Below are 18122 nucleotides of genomic sequence, written 5' to 3'. Positions count from 1 at the left end.
CAACGAATAACTTAACCATTTTACTATGAAATCGACACTTTGTTTTCTCATGTTTATTGTGACACATGTTGTCCTAAGCCAAGGTTCAAATACCTATGACACACAAAACACAAAAAAATCAACATCTATTAGTGAAAACGGATTTCATTTTGAAATTTCCCCTACGTATTCAAATTCTGAATTTTCAGATATTGGATCAGGATTTTTTAAGGAGAAATTTATCATGGTATCATCTAGAAAGGTAGGAGGATTATCGAAAATTGATCCAAATACCCATGAGGCCCATAAAGATTTATACTGTTTAGATGTCGATAAGTCTACAGGATTAATAACCCGACCACTTTCGTACTCTCGTATATTAAACACGCATTTTAGTGAAGACCAAATTAGCTTTTCTAAAAATGAACAAACGGTATATTTCACCCGCAGCTCACACGATAATTCTTTAGAATATAAAATCTATAAGTCTGATTTAGAAGAAAACTCAAATGGAAACTGGATTAATGAAATCGCTTTAAGCATTAATAAACCAGGTGTTTCTATTGAAACCCCTTTTGTAAACCATGCTGGAAATAAACTTTATTTCGCTGCCAACTATCCTGATGGCTACGGTGGTTTCGATTTATATGTATCTAATATTAAACCTGATGGCACATTAGATACACCTAAAAATTTAGGTAGTGAAGTAAATACAGCTAAAGACGAAAAATATCCTGCCTTATCTCTAGACGATAAGTACTTGTTTTTTGCCTCTAAGGGTCATGATAACCTAGGCGGTTATGATCTATTTAGAAGTAAACTATCAAATAAAGGTATTAGAAACCCAATAAACTTAGGAACAACAATCAATACTTCGGCAGATGATATTGCCTTTTTTATAGCCACCAAAAGACGTGGTTATGTGACTTCCAATAAGTCTGGTGGCATAGGCAGCTATGATGTTTATATCGTATCTATTTTTGAGGTAACACAATCCTTAACAGGAACCGTTTTAGATGCAGAAACACAAATAAAGCTTCCTAATGCTCAACTCACTTTGTTTGACGATGACGGACTAGAAATTGCAAAAACTATTAGCGCAGCCGATGGTTCTTATAAATTTGCCGTTGAGCCAAATGAAGATTATACGATAACAACCGTAAAAGAAGGTTTTGTGAGTTCTCAAGAGCTTTTTTCTTCAGATCACCCACAGGATAAATATGTATATGTAAAGGATATCCCATTACAAACCGTAGCGCCGATTATAGAGAATTCAAGAATTATACTGGAAAACATCTATTTCGATTTCGACAAATGGAACATTAAAGAAGAATCGTTTGTCACCTTAAATAAGGTTGTTAAAATTCTAAACGACCATCCGGAGATGAAGTTATCTATTAATGCACATACCGATAATAAAGGTAGTGATGCATACAACCTAATTTTATCTAAAAAACGAGCGCAATCCACAGTAGCATATTTAATTAGCAAAAACATTGATGAAAACCGTTTAGAAGCTCATGGTTTTGGTGAAACTCAGCCAATCATAGACTGTAAGAACCAATGTTCAAAAGAAGATTTACAAGCCAATAGACGTATTGAATTTATGATATTAGACTAGCTCATTATATAGCTTTACAAAACAAAAAAAGATCGTCTAAGTTTTAATTTAGACGATCTTTTTAATTTTATATTGAACTCTATTTATAGAGCGCTTTTAAATTGCTCTAAGAAACGTACATCGTTCTCACTTAATAATCTGATATCTCCTATTTGGTGTAATAGCATCGCAATACGATCAATCCCAACACCAAAAGCAAAACCTGAATATTCATTAGTATCAATATTACAGTTTTCCAATACATTAGGATCTACCATACCACAGCCTCCAATTTCTAACCACCCAGTACCTTTCGTGATTTTATAATCGGTTTCAGTTTCTAAGCCCCAGTACACATCTATTTCTGCACTTGGTTCTGTAAACGGGAAATATGAAGGACGTAAACGAATTTTACTCTTTCCAAACATCTCCGTTGTGAAATGCTGAAGTGTTTGCTTTAAATCGGCAAAACTCACGTCTTTATCAATGTATAAACCTTCTACTTGATGGAAAAAACAGTGTGAACGTGCCGAAATCGCTTCGTTTCTATACACACGACCTGGCGAAATAGTACGAATTGGTGGTTTATTATTCTCCATGTAACGTACTTGTACAGAACTGGTATGTGTACGCAATAATATATCTGGATTGGTTTGAATAAAAAAGGTGTCCTGCATGTCACGTGCTGGATGATACTCTGGCAAGTTTAAAGCTGTAAAGTTATGCCAGTCATCTTCAATCTCTGGCCCTTCACTAACGTTAAATCCAATACGTGAAAAAATATCTATAATTTGATTCTTAACAATAGAGATTGGATGACGTGCACCAATATGAATGGGCTCACCTGGCCGTGATAAATCGCCGTAAACACCTTTAACTTCTTCGGTGCTCTCGAGAGCGTCCTTTAAAGCGTTGACTTTATCTTCGGCCGTTTTTTTAAGCGCATTTATAGTTTGTCCAAACTCCTTTTTCTGGTCGTTTGCAACATTTTTAAATTCGGCAAAAAAGTCGTTTAACAAACCTTTCTTTCCTAAGTATTTAATACGGAATGCTTCAACCTCGTCTTTGGTTTTAGCTTCAAAAGCTTCTGCTTCAGCAATTAGGTCTTTTATCTTATCTATCATATCGTCATTTCAAAAATGAACGCAAATTTACTACTTTTTCGCGATTTGCGTTAGGGATTAAAGAGGAAATCCTTTTTGAGAGCTCCGAACAAAAAGATTGGCAAAAAGCCCGACCTTTAGGTAACCTGCCAACCGGCAAGCTGGCGCCCAAAATATTTTTAATTGATATATTCGGTTTCTAAAAAGTAATTTACAATGGCTTCCTTCATTAAAACACTTTGCTCGCCAGCCTTTAAATGTGGTAAGTTTTCAAGGGTTTTATAATGTGGCCAACCTTCATCATCAACAAATTCGAGTTCGTAATAGCCATAAGGCACTAAAAGTTTACAAATGGCAATGTGCATAAGATCCAGCTTTTGATCCTTTTTAAAAGTTCTACCTAACTGCCCAAGTTCCTGTACACCAATCAAATAGATGATCGCATCGAGATCTAAAGGGTCTCCATCGGCAAATTGATCAGACAATTTTGTTACTACCATATTCCATCGCTCCTTTAATTGTTCGTCTCTTGACATCTCTTGTTATGTTTTTTCAAAGAGGCTTAATAAAACTTACCTCTACAATGATTTTGCAGCCAAAGTTACGGAATGGCTTGAATACTTGACTTCTTCTACCATAAAAAGGGCAGAAATTATTTTATATTTACAAAAATATTAACATTTATGGGTGCTATTGATATTGTTTTAGGAGCTTTAATCTTATTTGGCTTGGTTCGCGGTTTTATGAAAGGGCTCTTCGTAGAAGTCGCTTCACTCATCGCATTAATCGCAGGAGTTTATGGCGCGATTCACTTTAGTAATTATGCTGCCGAATACTTAAAAGAATTAACCAGTTGGGAAGAGCACACCATTACAATTTCCGCCTTTGCAATCACTTTTATTGTTATCGTATTAGCCATCGGTCTGGCAGGAAAAGCCCTTACTAAGCTCGCTGACTTCGCTGCTTTAGGCATTTTAAATAAATTATTAGGAGGCGTTTTCGGAGCGCTAAAAATAGCTTTAATACTTAGCGTTATAATAAATATCTTTAGTCGAATGAATAACAGCATCACCTTTTTGGATGCAGAAACTATTGAAGACTCCATACTTTACGAGCCTGTAAAATCTATTGTGCCCTTAATTTATCCTAGTGTTTTAGATGAAACTGAAAAACTGAATTCAGAGGAAGATGACACTGATGAATTAGAAGTTGAAACTCCGATACTTAATAAAGAAGCTTAAATTATTAAGCTAATTTCCACCATTGTGTTTGGCTATTATATTTTGTTTAATCCACTGTAAACAGGTTTTAAAATCTTTAAAAATATGTGCTTTAGGAATTAACTGCGGAATAATACCAATGCGCTCCATCATGTATTTAGGCTGCTTTAGAAGGTCGACAAACAAAACTTCTACGTTTTTTTTATTTAAATCCTGAAGCATATCCTCCATAGCATACAATCCCGATTGATCCACATATTGCATGCGCCCCAATCTTAGAATCACGGTTTTGGCTGAATCTGGAATTTGAGCAGTAAGCTGCTGAAAATCGCTAGTGGTTCCAAAAAACAAAGGGCCTTTAATGTGTTTTATAAAAACCGCTTCTTTTAAATTGGCAGGAAAATCGCCTTCATCATCCCAAGCCTCTTCCTTAAGTGGTTTAACATCGGAGCGTTCGGCAGTTAAATCGCCTATTTTCTTCATAAACATTAAGGAGGCAATAATAAGTCCGATGCCTACGGCGTAAACTAAATTCCAAAAGGTTGAGAGGATCAATACAATAACCATTATTAAAACTTCGGAACTGATTTTAAAAAGTCCGAAATTCATGTCTTTTGGCAAACTAGGTATGGCTTTAATACCTTTAAAATCCATAACTCCAAAACCAACAGTTAATAAAATCCCTGCTAATACAGCCGCTGGAATACGAGAAGCTACAGGACCTAAACCAAGCAAAATCGCTAAAAGCATGACACTTGAAATCATCCCCGATAACTTCGTTTTTCCTCCAGAAGTAATGTTCACAACCGTTCTAATGGTTGCGCCTGCTCCAGGAATACCTCCAAAAATGGCTGCGATACTATTTCCTATCCCTTGACCTACCAATTCTTTGTTAGGTTTGTGTTTGGTTTTAGTCATATTATCGGCAACTACACTGGTTAACAAGGAATCGATAGCTCCTAAAAGTGCTAAAGTAAGCGCCGTGAAAACATAAGGAGTCACACTTGCAAGTTTAAATTCAGTAAAAATACCGAGATTGGGAATAGGCAATCCACTAGGGATTTTATCGATAGGACGATAATCTAAACCAAAAACAACCGCAATTGCCGACATAACAGCCAAGGCTACCAAAGTACTAGGCACAGCTTTGGTTATTCTTTTAAAACCATAAATAATGATTATGGTTCCGAGGGCTAATATTAATTCTAGCCAATTAATATCTTTTAAAGCGCGAGGAATGGCCTTAATGGCTCCCAATGCTCCCGATGTTTTTTTAGCAGCCAGGGTTTGCGATTCAACCAAAATATCTTCTTGTGAAATATGATGAGAACGCTCAATCGTTTCTTTAAAATTTTCTAGAACAAGAATACCTTCGCCTGCTTCTTCTCTAAGAATGTTTTCTAATATAGTTTCTTCGGCTTGCGGTTTAAACTGTTCAACAAAAGGCATGTCTTCTTTTGGATAATACCCTAAAGCTGGCAGTATTTGGGTCATAATAATAATGAGGCCAATAGCTGTCATAAAACCAGAAACTACAGGGTAAGGAATGTAACGAATGTATTTACCTAATCCTAAAACCCCCAAACCTACTTGCATAAGTCCCGCTAACAAAAAAACCGTTAGTACGGTTGGTAAAGCTTTGGAAACATCGCCATCGTTTGCAGCAACAATACCTGCTATAACCACCATACTTACCGCAGTCATAGGTGCTGTAGGACCTGAAATTTGCGTATTAGTTCCTCCAAAAAGTGCAGCAAAAAAACTTATAAAGATAGCCCCGTAAAGTCCTGCGGTTGGTCCAAGACCAGAAGACACACCAAAAGCTAAAGCTAGAGGAAGGGCAACTATACCAGCTGTAATTCCTCCAAAGGCATCGCCTCTTATATTCGAAAACAACTTCTTCATACACTTACTTGTTAATCATTAAGTTAGCGTATTTTTTTGTAATAAAAAAGTCAATACCTCAAGTATTGACTTTTTGTTTTGCTATTTATTAATTTTAGTCACAACATAAAACAATGGATAAAACAAAGTTTATCAAACTCTATGTGTTATAAGGACCTGTTTTTAGGGATGATTTTAATAGAATTCCACAGCTCCTGTACTAATATCGTACATCGCTCCTACAATTTTAATTTCACCATTTTTTTCCATTTCTGATAGAATCGGACTTTCAGCATGAATTCTATCAATGGTTAATTCTACATTTTTTTTAGCCACTTCATCAACGAAATCTAAGTTTTTAGACGTTCTTAATGCTTCGTCCTTAGGTGCTTCAACAGCATTAACCGCAGGCGTAATTTTTTCGATAAGCTTAGTTAAATTTCCTAACTCGGCATGATCGCAAGCGCCTTTTATAGCTCCACAGCTAGTATGTCCTAAAACTACAATAACCTTCGTACCTGCCAATTTACAGGCAAATTCCATACTACCTAAAATATCCTCATTCACAAAATTACCTGCTATACGAACACTAAATATATCACCTAAACCTTGGTCGAACACCAGTTCTGCCGACACCCTAGAATCAATACAGCTTAAAATCGTGGCAAATGGAAATTGTCCCTCACTAGTATCATTTACCTGCTCTAGTAAATTTCTGTTTGCTTTTAAGTTTTTTTGAAATCTTTGATTTCCTTCTTTTAAAAATTGAATTGACTTCTCAGGAGTCATTGTTGCCTGTGTTTCTTGAGTATGTGCTTTCATAATATGCTTTTATTTATAATGATTGTTTTCAGGTTTGAGTCATTCAAAAATAAATAACTCAATCCCTCATACATATTTTAACTTAAACTTATTTTTGATTTTGGACGCGTACGGAAAAACTCAAAATAACTTTCTGGGTTTTCCACAACACCACGTTTTGAAACCAACTTAATATCTATATTACGTTCTTTTGCTTTATGTGAAAAATCATCTAATATTTCAATAACATCATTATCTAAATACCTTGTTTTCATGAGATCCAACTCCAAATATGTTTCATTTGGCAAATTATCTAATTCTTTTAAAATAGCACCCTTATTAAAGAATGTTACTTCTTCAGCTAAGGTCATTTTAATTCTATGCTTACCATTACTTTTATCCTCTATATGTAAAAAGTGAGAATTCTGGTAACTTTTTAATAATATAACAACAATACCCACTAATAAACCTAAAGCTATTCCCACAAGTAGATCGGTAAAAACGATACCTACCACGGTTACTATAAAAGGAACAAATTGTTTCCATCCCATCTTGTACATTTTTTTAAACAAGCCCGGTTTAGCTAATTTGTAGCCTACTACTAATAAAATCGCCGCTAATACAGAAAGTGGAATTTTATTTAACAAATTAGGGATTAGGATTACCGAAATTAATAAAAAGAAACCATGTATTATAGCCGACATCTTCGTTTTTCCACCCGATTGAATGTTTGCTGAACTTCTAACAATAACTTGAGTAATTGGCAAACCACCAATCAACCCAGAAATGACATTTCCTGCACCTTGAGCTAATAACTCACGATTCGTAGGTGTTACATTTTTATCTGGATCTAATTTATCGGTGGCCTCAACACATAATAAGGTTTCTAAACTAGCCACTAAAGCAATGGTAAAAGCCACTACCCAAATCTCTGTATTAGTAATTGCCGCAAATCTTGGAAAGCTAAATTGGCCAAAAAATGAATTTATATCATCTGGAATTGGTACACTTACTAAATGAGAATCTGAAATCGCTAATGCTTCATTTGAAGCGGTTAACAAATAAAAAATGATACCCAAAACTACGGCAACAAGTGGTCCTTGAATTACGGTAAAAAGCTTTGCCTTTTTAGCTAAAACATTATCCCAAATCAAGATTACAGCAAGACCAAGTAAACCAATAATAAAGGATCCCATTACAAGATTGTCGAAGACGTTAAAAATAGCAGAGAAGGTATTTTCTCCAGAAGCTTCTATAAAACTATCGGCACCTTCAGGTTCTGCGTCGTAGCCAAAAAAGTGTGGTATTTGTTTTAAAATGATAATGATACCAATACCGGTAAGCATTCCTTTAATAACGGAAGAAGGAAAGTAATAGGCTATTACACCTGCTTTTAAAACTCCGAAAACCATTTGAATAATACCAGCTAAAACAACGGCTACTAGGAAGTTCTCATAACCTCCTAAGGAACCAATAGCTGTTAGTACAATAGCCGCCAAACCTGCTGCGGGACCACTAACACCCAATTTAGAACCACTGAGCGCCCCTACAACAATACCACCTACAATACCTGCTATAACACCGGAAAACAATGGAGCTCCACTAGCTAAAGCGATTCCCAAACATAATGGTAAAGCAACAAAGAATACGACTATACTCGCTGGCAAGTCATTTTTAATATATTTAAACATACTATAATAATTTATCTCAAGCCGAAAAGTCAGCTTAAGCTGTTAAAAAATAGACGGAATTAATCGTCGGAATACAAATAATTATAATAAGTAAAAATCTGGAGGAGGAGATACTAAATTAATAGGAGGTTTCGCGTAGTTTTTAAAAACATACCCCATATTATTTTCATTGGAACTAAAAAGAAAACCAGATTCATTATTTGAATCGCCAAGGACTACTATTTCTTTATTTACATTTTTAGTAGGGCCCTTTTCTTCTTCTTCAGTATAAGAGTAGAAAAATGAAACGTCAATAGAATCATCAACAATCTGAATAAGAGTAGGGGCTGTAATGAACCCCAAAAAAATAACAGAGAGCACTATAGAAACAAAATGTCTTGACATTTACTAGTTTTTTTACACTCTCAAATATAATATATATATCTTAAAATTCCTTATCGATTTAAAAATCCTTTAGCAATTTAAGGTCCTGATTAAGAACCCATCCTGTTTTTCCGTCGGCTATTTTTATTTTCAGCCAATCGGTATAAGCTTCTTCAACTTGAACTTTAGTGCCCTCATGAAGTCTAAAAACCTCCTCACTTGTTGCATTTGGTGTACTTTTCACTTTACTCTCTTGAACAAATATAATGGCTGGATTATCTTTTTTATCCAAATTATATTTATGAAAAGCCAAGGATAAACTGATAAACATAAGTATCAATACGGTTAGACTACAAACAAACATTAAACGTTTTATTCCCGTTGCATATGAAAAATGATAAACCAAAAACAATATAACAAAAACGAACACCAGACTTACTGCTGTAATTGCCCAACCATCGAATGACAGTTTATTGGTAACATTACGAATTAGTTTTGATAATCCTGCCTCAGGAACCACAGGTATGGCATCAATGGTCATATTATTAGCGTAAGCCAAATTGTTTTTAATATCCTGGTCAGTTGGATCTAAAAGCAAGGCCTTCTCGTAGTAGTAAATACTAGGTGCGATGTTATTTAATTTATAATTGGCATTGGCCAAATTAAAATATACCTCAGACGAGTGCACGCCACTTTCCAAAATGGCTTGATATTGATCTATAGCTTCTGCATATTTTCCATCATTATAAAAGGCATTGGCTTTGTCAAACAAGGCTTGGTTTTGAGCAAAAAGACCAAAACTTAGTAAAAAAGAGACTACATATAGTATATTTTTCATCTTAACGGGCTTGTTTATCAATTAATGAAATGGTTGCACCAGCTTTATCAAAATCCTCTTGCATGGTAGCAATATCAATTGGCGTATAACGTGCCAACTCACAACGCTCTATGATACTAATAAAATCATTAACAACAGTAAGTTCGACGTTTTTGTCTTTGAGTAAATCTGAGATTCTATCCTTACTCATATCACTGGTTTCGATATGCAGTTTCGCTTTTAAATAATTGTGTAAAGCTTTCTCTAAAGCAATATAAAAGGCTTCTTTTTGCCCTAAAGACTTCTTGGCATTACTCAAGTATTTCTTAACCAATTTATTCGCTTTTCTTATTTTATTTCCTTCAACATCGGCATCTCTATCGGCCTTCTTATTTCTAATTAAAATAGCCAATGGAATCGCTAAAAATGGCAATAATAATAAAGTCCAAAATGTATTGGTTTTAAAGAAGTAATCCTGTTTAATAGCGCTAAAATCTGATTTAGTTTTTATGAAAGCAAAATGATCGCCGCTTTGCACTACGGCTTGCTTATTACCATTTTTAGTACTTTGATTATTACTTGATGCACTATGACTTGCAGGACCATTCATCACGTTTATTAAAATCTCTTCAGAAGACAAACGTTTATAACTTTTGCTATTGATGTCAAAATAAGAAAACGACACACTCGGAATAGGGTATTTCCCTTTATATTGAGGTACCACCGTGTAACTATCAGAAATACTACCTTGCATGCCTGATAAACTGGTTCGAACATCCTCATTATGTTCAGGCTCATAAACCTCTAAAGAACTTGGCAGAGATACCTTTGGTAATTTAAACAGTTTAAGGTTCCCGTTTCCTTTTACTGCAATTTTTAGTTGCAAAGATTCGGTGGCATCCAACTCGGTTTTTGATGCGCTAACATTAAACTCAAAGCTCCCAACGGCGCCTGTAAAATCTTGAGGCTTTCCTTCTTCAGGAAGCGGTTTCACTTTAATGGTTTTTCTTCCAGCAGAAATGGTTCGGTTAACACGCGACATTAAAACGCTTCCAAAAATATCACGACGATTGGTTGGCACTCGAAGTGACAAATCTAAACTCAATGGTTCAATTTCTAATTCACCTGTTTTTTGAGGGTATAAAACCGCTTTTTTATAAACTAGAAATCTGTAATTTTCACCATTATAGGTTCCATTTTGAACCTTTTCGTTTTGTGTATTGATAACCTGACTCCAAAAATCGTTATACCTTGGTGAGTCAATTTCATTAATACCATCTACCCCTATAGTAGGAGAAATATATAACTTATAAACGACGGTAATTGCTTCGTTTAAATACGGATTTGCTTTGGCCACTTCGGCAACTAAATGCACTCCTTCTGATGCTAAATATTTAGGATCGTTAGGATCTTTTGGAATATCAACAGCTGCAGTAACTTGAATTTTTTTAGGAGTTGTTTTATATACATTCCCTTGAATGACTATACTTGCCTGCGAAATTGTAAAGGTTCCTCTTTGCTTGGGTGCTAAAAAATAAGAGTATGTTTTTTTATAGGTTCTTACCCCGTTTACCCAGGAATTACTAACCGATTGATTCGGACCTCCTACCACGGTGAAATTTGAGAAATCTGGCGGATTAAAATTATCGCCATCTTGATTCATTTCAAAATCTACACGCAAACGCTCATTAATACCTAACTTTTGCTTGCTGGTTTTCATGACAAACTCAACGCTTTGACCTGAAGCCAAACTTGTCGCAAATACGATTAATAAAATGTATATGTGTTTTATAACCTGCATATGTGTTTTTTATATTTAACTCGAGCGGCGATTACCAATCTTTTTCAGATTTTACCTTAACGCCTTTTTGTTTTTCAGCATTAATTTTTTCTTGAACTTCTTGTTCTTGATTATTCATCGCTTCAAGCAAATTCTTAATTTGCTGTGGTGATAATTGTCCCGGCTGAGGCTGAGGCTTGCCTTTATCCTTTTCATCGTCTTTAGGATCTTTTTTATCATCCTTAGGTTTACCTTTATCGTCCTTTTCATCTTCACCATCCTTCTTCTCTTCGTTGTCCTTTTCCTGATCCTTATTTTCGTCTTCGTTATCGCCCTCGTTATCTTTATTATCCTGGTTTTCCTTGTTATCTTTATTGTCCTGATTGTCTTGATTATCCTGATTCTCTTGATCGTCTTTGTTTTGATCATCATTCTGATCATCTTGCTGTTTTTGCTCTTCAGCACAAGCCTTAGCAACTGCAAAATTGTAACGAGTTTCTTCGTCGGAAGGATCATTTCTTAAAGCGTTTTTATAAGCCTCAACAGCTTCCTTACACTTTTTATTTTCCATTAACACGTTACCTATATTATGAAATGCCTTATGTTTTTCAGATTTAGAACTGGCATTTTTAGCTGCTTGTTCTAAACGAAATAAGGCCGATTCAAAATCGCCACTTTTAATGTAAGTATTTGCTAAATTATAAGCTGCTGCCACAGATGACTTTTGTTCAGAAATAGCCTCACGATAAGCCATTTCTGCAGTAATATAATCTTCAGATTCGGCTAAATTATTCCCCTCAAATACAAAATCGTTTGCTTTTTTAGCAGCCAATTGCTGTGCTTTATCTTCTTCCTGAGAAAAAGAAAATAAAGTCATAAAAAGGATGAATCCTGTTAGTATTTTTTTCATTGTTACACTTTTATTTTAATGATAAAACTTGTGTAATGACACGCATCAAATATTTTTTCTCGCTGTCGCGGAAATTAAAGATTTTCATTAAATAAATTCAACTTTTTCAACCAAAATGTTTTTCTTTCCAACAAGAAAATATCAAGTAGGATAAAAAAGATTCCTAACCCCAAAAACCACTGAAACTGATCTTTAAAATCGGCGAATTGCTTGGCTTCAAACTCCGTTTTATCCATATTATTTAATAGCTCTCTAATATTTTCAACCACCTCATTGGTGTTTCTTCCATTCAGATAAACACCATTAGCAGCATCGGCAATAGCCTTAAGGGTATCTTCGTTTAATTTGGTTATAACCGTTTCCCCTTGGCTGTCTTTTTTATAATTCAACACCACACCATTACGTTTCTCTGGAATGGGTCCACCTTTTACATCGCCAACACCAATAGTAAAAATGCGAATTCCTTCTTCGCTAGCTTCTTCGGCAACCGAAGCAGCTCCTTCACTATGGTCTTCCCCATCAGAAATTATAATCAATACACGGTTGGTTTGCTCGGCATTATCAAAATAGGTTTTAGATAATTTTATCGCTTCGTTAATGGCCGTTCCTTGTGACGAAAGCATATCGGTATTCATGCCTTGTAAAAACATTTTTGCCGAAGCATAATCGGTAGTAATAGGCAACTGCGGAAAAGCTTTTCCTGCATAAGCGATTATCCCCACACGATCGCTAGCCAAATTGTTAATAATTTGGGTGACTAACTGTTTTGATTTATCCAAACGATTTGGTGCAATATCCTCGGCCAACATACTTTTAGAGACATCGACAGCAAAAACGATATCAACCCCTTCGCGTTTTACGGTTTCTAGCTTTGTTCCTACTTTGGGGTTTACCAAAGCCATGGTTAAACTAGCAAAGGCCAAACATAAAACAATAACTTTTAACACCCCTTTAAACACCGAACGATTCGGACTTAACCGTTTTAAGGCCTCTTTATTGGCAAACTTACTTTGCGCTTTGTAGCGCCAGAATTGAAGCACCAAAAAGAGCAGGATAATTACTGGAATAACTCCCAAAACCCAAAACCATATTTTTTCTTCTAATTGATACATTAACTGTTTATTTGTTTTTCGTTGATTCGTTTAACTGTTTAACCACGAATACGATGATCTCACTTATTTTTTCTTGTCTTCCGTCCTCTGTCTTCTGTCTCTAAACCCAACTACACAAAACTCCTAAATACCGTGAAACGTAAAAGCAGTTCAATAAGCAACAACAAGCCCGCTATGAGTACTAAAGGCCTGTACATTTCTTGGTAATTATAATACTTAAACTCTTCGACATCGGTTTTTTCAAGCTTATTAATTTCATCATAAATAGCTTCTAACTTTTCATTATCAGTAGCTCTAAAATATTTTCCTCCGGTAACCTTAGCGATGTCTTTAAGAAGTGCCTCATCGATTTCAACCTGAACGCGTCCGTATTGAAAATTACCATTTGGAAGCACCGCAACTGGCGATAAGGCCATCCCGTTAGTTCCTAATCCAATAGTATAGGTTTTAATGCCGTACTCCACAGCTAATTCACTAGCAATGGTTGGCTCTATAAACCCTGAATTATTAACCCCATCGGTTAACAAAATAATCACTTTACTTTTGGCTTTACTATCTTTTAATCGGTTTACCGCTGTGGCTAAACCCATACCTATAGCCGTACCACCTTCAATAATGTTGTTGTATTTTATACTTTCTAATGAGCGCAATACAATGGCTTTATCACTTGTAATTGGTGTTTTGGTATAACTCTCACCAGCGTATTCTACGAGTCCGATTCTATCGTTAGGACGGCCTTTAATAAAATCGGCTGCTACTTCTTTTAAAGCCTCTAAACGATTAGGCTTTAAATCCTTTGCCAACATAGAGCCCGACACATCTATAGCCATAACAATATCAATACCTCTCGTGGTTTTTGTTCGAGACGACACATCTACCGATCGTGGTCTGGCTAAAGCGGTAATAAGGCATACTAATGCCAATAAACGCAGGGCAAACATCAAATGCTTTAATTTTGGCAGCCAAGAGTTAGTCACTTGAAATCCCTTTAAGCTTGATATTTTTAACTCTGCCGTTTGCTTGTTATTCTTTATAACGTACCACAAAATAGCTAAAGGCAGTAACAGCAGTAACCAAAAAAACTCTTTATTAAAAAACTCTACACCTTCAAACATTATTTCTCTGCCTCTTTTAGTTCGACTGAATTTAAAATGCGTGTCACCATTTGCTCGGCGTAAACATCATGTTCTTTATGAAAAATCATAATTTGTTGTACCACACTTTGTGAAGCAAATCCAAGCATCACATAGCTTCCTTTTTCAAAATTTTCAGTGCCTTTGATTGGCATATCCATGGAACCAAAAATCTTAACACCTTCCGCACCATTAGGGGTTACAAATGTTTCGTTTTTAGTGATGATATTTTGTGCTCCAGCAGCTTCAAACATTTTTAAACTGCCTTCCAATGCTTGCTTTACATCAATTTCTGGTTGTTGTTGCTGTCCTTGTCCCTGACTTTGATTATTCAGTTTTGTAGTTGCAACGACCAACTGAAAACCATCAATTAAACTACCATAACTAAACTGGGTTAATTGCATTTTTTGCGCCATTTCCTCAGGCAGTTCTGGTGTTGTACGTTTTAAAACTTTTGGCGTGGTTATGGTAACAGGTGGAATTCCATACTGGCTCGTTACCCATTCGCCTTCTAAAAGCTCTTTGCTGCTATGACCAATAATGGTATCTTTCACATAAGCAAAACCATATTTTAACGAAAAGCCTGTTAAAGTAGCTAGCAATAGGAAAACACTAATCCCGACGGTAAGCCATACTTTTTTACGCTTCTTTTTACGCTCTTGCTCTTCTCTATATTTTTCATCTAAAAGTTTTTCCTCCTCAGAAGGTTCAGGCAAAGCTTCCTTAACATGATCAATTTCTAAATCGATCGTTTTTCTATCTAATTTTGCCAATTCGATATCTGGTGCAGATTTCGCGAACTTCACTAAATCAGCACGTTTTAAAATACTTTCTAATTTTTTGATATCGTCCTGACTTAAATCAACTTGATTGCCTTCTTTTAATAAATTTAAATGACTTATAAGTTCGTCTGTGGTACTTTCTAAAGCACGATCATAAACCTTTTCATCCAAATACTTTCTAATAATAAAGGTTAAATCGGAATAATAATCTTTTAGATTTTCGTGCTCTAAATAATGACTCTCATCTAAGGTTTTTAATGCCAATTTCGCACGGTCGTAAGGTGGTAACAAGGCTATTTTCTCTTCTTCAGAAAGTGGCTTTTGTCTCCAAATAAACCAATACAATAAAAAAGCAACAACAGCTAAGATGACAAGGGTAATAAGTAGGTATTGCAACCATTTACTGCCACTTTTTTCAACAGCAATCATGGGTTTAATATCGTAAAGTTGCTTCGTGGTATCTACCACAACGTTTCGAATCTCAACCTGTACGGAATCTGTCAGGAAGGTTTTATCACCAATGACTATTTTTTGCCTTGGAATGGTATATTTCCCAGAATCGAATTGTGTTAATCCGTATTTCTTGATTAGGCTGAATTTATCCTTATTCTTAAGCGTGTCCACATCGTAAGATTCGATCATCTCCAAAGGCGAGAAAGTCTGTCCTTCAGGAAACACCACTAAATTGGTAGAATCGGTTTCAACTTGAATATGATACGTAATTTGCGCCCCAATTTTCACCGATGTAGAATCGACCGTCGATTTCACCTGGGCTTGTAGCGACAAGGCGAAAAACAAAAAAGCACCTAACAGAAAAACGGTTTGTTTTCTAGGTATTTGGGGTATATTTTGAGATTTTATAGCAATCACTTTAAACTTCTATCTTTTTTAATATCCAACTTCTAACTCGCAACATCCAATATCTAACTGTAATATCGAACATCAATCATCCTCTTCTTTTAAAATAACCTAAAAGCTTTTTAACATAACTTTCATCAACACGACAATCTATAGTTCCGGCTCCGGCCTTATTAAAACTTTCTTTGTAATATTCTACCTTTTGATGGTAGAATTTTGAATAATTACGTCGAACCGTTTTTGAAGACGTGTTTACCAACATAAGCTCTCCAGTTTCTTCATCTTGCATTTGAACCATACCTAAATTAGGAATCTCTTCTTCGCGTTTATCGTAAATTCGAATACCTGTTACATCGTGTTTCCCGGAAACAATTTTCATGGTTTGGTGATAATCATTTGCAATGAAATCACTCAACACAAATACAATAGCTTTCTTCTTCATGACATTTTGCAAGAATTTTAAAGCCTCAGAAAGATTGGTTTGCTTGCTTTCGGGTTCAAACTCAATAAGTTCACGAATGATACGTAAAACATGAGAGCGCCCTTTTTTAGGCGGAATATAAAGTTCAATTTTATCGGAAAATAAAATCAAGCCTATTTTATCATTATTCTGAGTTGCTGAGAATGCTAAAGTTGCTGCAATCTCGGTAACGACTTCACTTTTAAATTGATCGGAAGTCCCGAATAATTCCGAACCCGAGACATCAACCATAAGCATCATGGTTAACTCGCGTTCTTCCTCGAAAACTTTTACATAAGGCTCACTGTATCGCGCCGTGACATTCCAATCGATATTTCTAACATCGTCGCCAAACTGATACTGACGCACTTCACTAAAAGTCATACCACGCCCCTTAAAGGTAGAATGGTATTCACCTCCAAAAATATGATCAGACAAACGACGTGTCTTAATCTCTATTTTTCGTACTTTTTTAAGTAATTGTTTAGTATCCATTTTTCAATTGTCTATTGACTATTTTATATTGATTAATTATGAGTTAATAATCAATTGTCATTTATCAATGTTCAATTTTTAAGGTACTTCTATTTCGTTTACTATCTTATTAATGATATCTACAGAAGTTACATTTTCCGCTTCCGCTTCATAGGTAATCCCAATTCTGTGTCGTAATACGTCGTATACTACGGCACGAACATCTTCAGGAATCACATAACCACGACGTTTAATAAATGCATAACACTTTGCTGCCGTTGCTAAATTGATACTACCACGAGGCGATGCTCCAAAAGAGATTAATGGTTTTAAGTCTTCTAATTTATATTTTTCTGGATAACGGGTTGCGAAGATGATATCCAAAATGTATTTTTCAATTTTTTCGTCCATGTAAACTTCACGAACAACTTCTTGTGCTTTTAGAATTTGTTCTACCGAAACCACAGGGCTTACTTTTTCCCAAGCGCCTTTTAAATTAGCTCTCATAATGAGTTGCTCGTCGGCAATTTTCGGATAATCAATAACCGTTTTTAACATAAAACGGTCTACCTGTGCTTCTGGCAACGGATAAGTTCCTTCTTGCTCTACAGGGTTCATGGTAGCCATAACTAAAAATGGCTTATCCAATTTAAAGGTTTCATCACCAATGGTAACTTGCTTTTCCTGCATGGCCTCTAATAATGCCGATTGTACTTTTGCAGGTGCTCTGTTGATCTCATCTGCCAATACGAAGTTGGCAAAAATAGGTCCTTTTTTAATGGAGAAATCATTAAGTTTCATGTTGTAAATTAATGTTCCTGTAACATCGGCCGGAAGTAAATCTGGTGTGAATTGAATTCTACTAAAACTTCCATCAACAGCTTGCGACAAGGTGTTAATTGCAAGGGTTTTCGCTAATCCAGGAACCCCTTCTAATAAAATATGTCCTTGTCCTAACAAACCGATCAGTAAACGTTCGACCATGTGTTTTTGACCAACAATAACCTTATTAATCTCACGCATTAACAAATCAACAAAAGCACTTTCTTTTTCAATTTTTTCATTGATAGACTTAATGTTGACTGTAGCTGTTTCTTCCATCATTTTTAATTTAATTTAAAGCCCGAATATACTCACCTTATTTGAGCTATGCAA

The 18122-nt window shown here is 35.5% G+C and carries 16 protein-coding genes; 2 read left to right on the top strand and 14 right to left on the bottom strand.

Annotated elements, in window-relative coordinates:
• Positions 1-25: 25 nt before the first annotated feature.
• Positions 26-1600 carry an OmpA family protein gene (locus JJL45_RS04190; RefSeq protein ID WP_082935937.1) on the top strand — a complete coding sequence of 525 codons (1575 nt, stop codon included), beginning with the start codon at positions 26-28 and terminating at the stop codon, positions 1598-1600.
• 83 nt (positions 1601-1683) lie between these two features.
• Here the strand turns inward: JJL45_RS04190 and pheS are convergent, their stop codons facing one another.
• Both pheS and JJL45_RS04180 read right to left on the bottom strand, forming a co-directional pair.
• On the bottom strand, positions 1684-2703 hold the full coding sequence (gene pheS / locus JJL45_RS04185) for a phenylalanine--tRNA ligase subunit alpha (RefSeq protein WP_068603490.1): 1020 nt from the start codon (positions 2701-2703) through the stop codon (positions 1684-1686).
• 158 nt (positions 2704-2861) lie between these two features.
• Positions 2862-3218: a hypothetical protein gene (locus JJL45_RS04180; protein WP_068603488.1), complete on the bottom strand. Its 357-nt coding sequence runs from the start codon at positions 3216-3218 to the stop codon at positions 2862-2864.
• Positions 3219-3365: 147 nt separating this feature from the next.
• On the opposite strand from JJL45_RS04180, the gene JJL45_RS04175 reads away from it, so the two are divergent.
• A complete protein-coding gene (locus JJL45_RS04175; protein ID WP_068603485.1) occupies positions 3366-3923 on the top strand; it encodes a CvpA family protein in 558 nt (185 codons plus the stop codon).
• Between the two features lie 9 nt (positions 3924-3932).
• Here the strand turns inward: JJL45_RS04175 and JJL45_RS04170 are convergent, their stop codons facing one another.
• From JJL45_RS04170 to JJL45_RS04115, 12 genes are all read right to left on the bottom strand, one after another.
• On the bottom strand, positions 3933-5807 hold the full coding sequence (locus JJL45_RS04170; protein ID WP_068603483.1) for a SulP family inorganic anion transporter: 1875 nt from the start codon (positions 5805-5807) through the stop codon (positions 3933-3935).
• Positions 5808-5981: 174 nt separating this feature from the next.
• Positions 5982-6608 (bottom strand): carbonic anhydrase family protein, encoded by a 627-nt coding sequence (locus JJL45_RS04165; RefSeq protein ID WP_068603481.1) that lies wholly within the window; start codon positions 6606-6608, stop codon positions 5982-5984.
• Between the two features lie 77 nt (positions 6609-6685).
• Complete coding sequence (locus tag JJL45_RS04160) at positions 6686-8278, bottom strand: SulP family inorganic anion transporter (protein ID WP_068603478.1); 1593 nt, start codon at positions 8276-8278, stop codon at positions 6686-6688.
• Between the two features lie 81 nt (positions 8279-8359).
• Complete coding sequence (locus tag JJL45_RS04155) at positions 8360-8662, bottom strand: hypothetical protein (protein ID WP_068603476.1); 303 nt, start codon at positions 8660-8662, stop codon at positions 8360-8362.
• A 58-nt stretch (positions 8663-8720) separates the two neighbouring features.
• Positions 8721-9479, bottom strand: coding sequence for a tetratricopeptide repeat protein (locus JJL45_RS04150; RefSeq protein WP_068603474.1), 759 nt, complete (start codon positions 9477-9479; stop codon positions 8721-8723).
• 1 nt (position 9480) lies between these two features.
• A complete protein-coding gene (locus tag JJL45_RS04145; RefSeq protein WP_068603471.1) occupies positions 9481-11259 on the bottom strand; it encodes a BatD family protein in 1779 nt (592 codons plus the stop codon).
• Positions 11260-11290: 31 nt separating this feature from the next.
• The gene (locus tag JJL45_RS04140; RefSeq protein ID WP_068603469.1) at positions 11291-12148 is read right to left on the bottom strand and encodes a tetratricopeptide repeat protein; all 858 of its coding nucleotides are present in this window, start codon (positions 12146-12148) and stop codon (positions 11291-11293) included.
• A 74-nt stretch (positions 12149-12222) separates the two neighbouring features.
• A complete protein-coding gene (locus JJL45_RS04135; protein WP_068603467.1) occupies positions 12223-13260 on the bottom strand; it encodes a VWA domain-containing protein in 1038 nt (345 codons plus the stop codon).
• A gap of 110 nt (positions 13261-13370) precedes the next feature.
• On the bottom strand, positions 13371-14375 hold the full coding sequence (locus tag JJL45_RS04130; protein WP_068603466.1) for a vWA domain-containing protein: 1005 nt from the start codon (positions 14373-14375) through the stop codon (positions 13371-13373).
• The gene (locus tag JJL45_RS04125; RefSeq protein ID WP_410529951.1) at positions 14375-16021 is read right to left on the bottom strand and encodes a hypothetical protein; all 1647 of its coding nucleotides are present in this window, start codon (positions 16019-16021) and stop codon (positions 14375-14377) included. The genes JJL45_RS04130 and JJL45_RS04125 overlap by 1 nt, the downstream gene beginning before the upstream one ends.
• Before the next feature lie 100 nt (positions 16022-16121).
• Positions 16122-16988: a DUF58 domain-containing protein gene (locus JJL45_RS04120; protein ID WP_067146935.1), complete on the bottom strand. Its 867-nt coding sequence runs from the start codon at positions 16986-16988 to the stop codon at positions 16122-16124.
• A 78-nt stretch (positions 16989-17066) separates the two neighbouring features.
• The gene (locus JJL45_RS04115) at positions 17067-18071 is read right to left on the bottom strand and encodes an AAA family ATPase (RefSeq protein ID WP_202664263.1); all 1005 of its coding nucleotides are present in this window, start codon (positions 18069-18071) and stop codon (positions 17067-17069) included.
• Between the last annotated feature and the right edge of the window lie 51 nt (positions 18072-18122).

The organism is Tamlana sp. s12 (assembly GCF_016767215.1).
In the GTDB taxonomy this organism is placed as follows: Bacteria; Bacteroidota; Bacteroidia; order Flavobacteriales; family Flavobacteriaceae; genus Pseudotamlana; species Pseudotamlana agarivorans.
The sequence above is the reverse complement of the archived record's forward strand: the minus strand, read 5'-3'. Positions and strand labels throughout refer to the sequence as shown.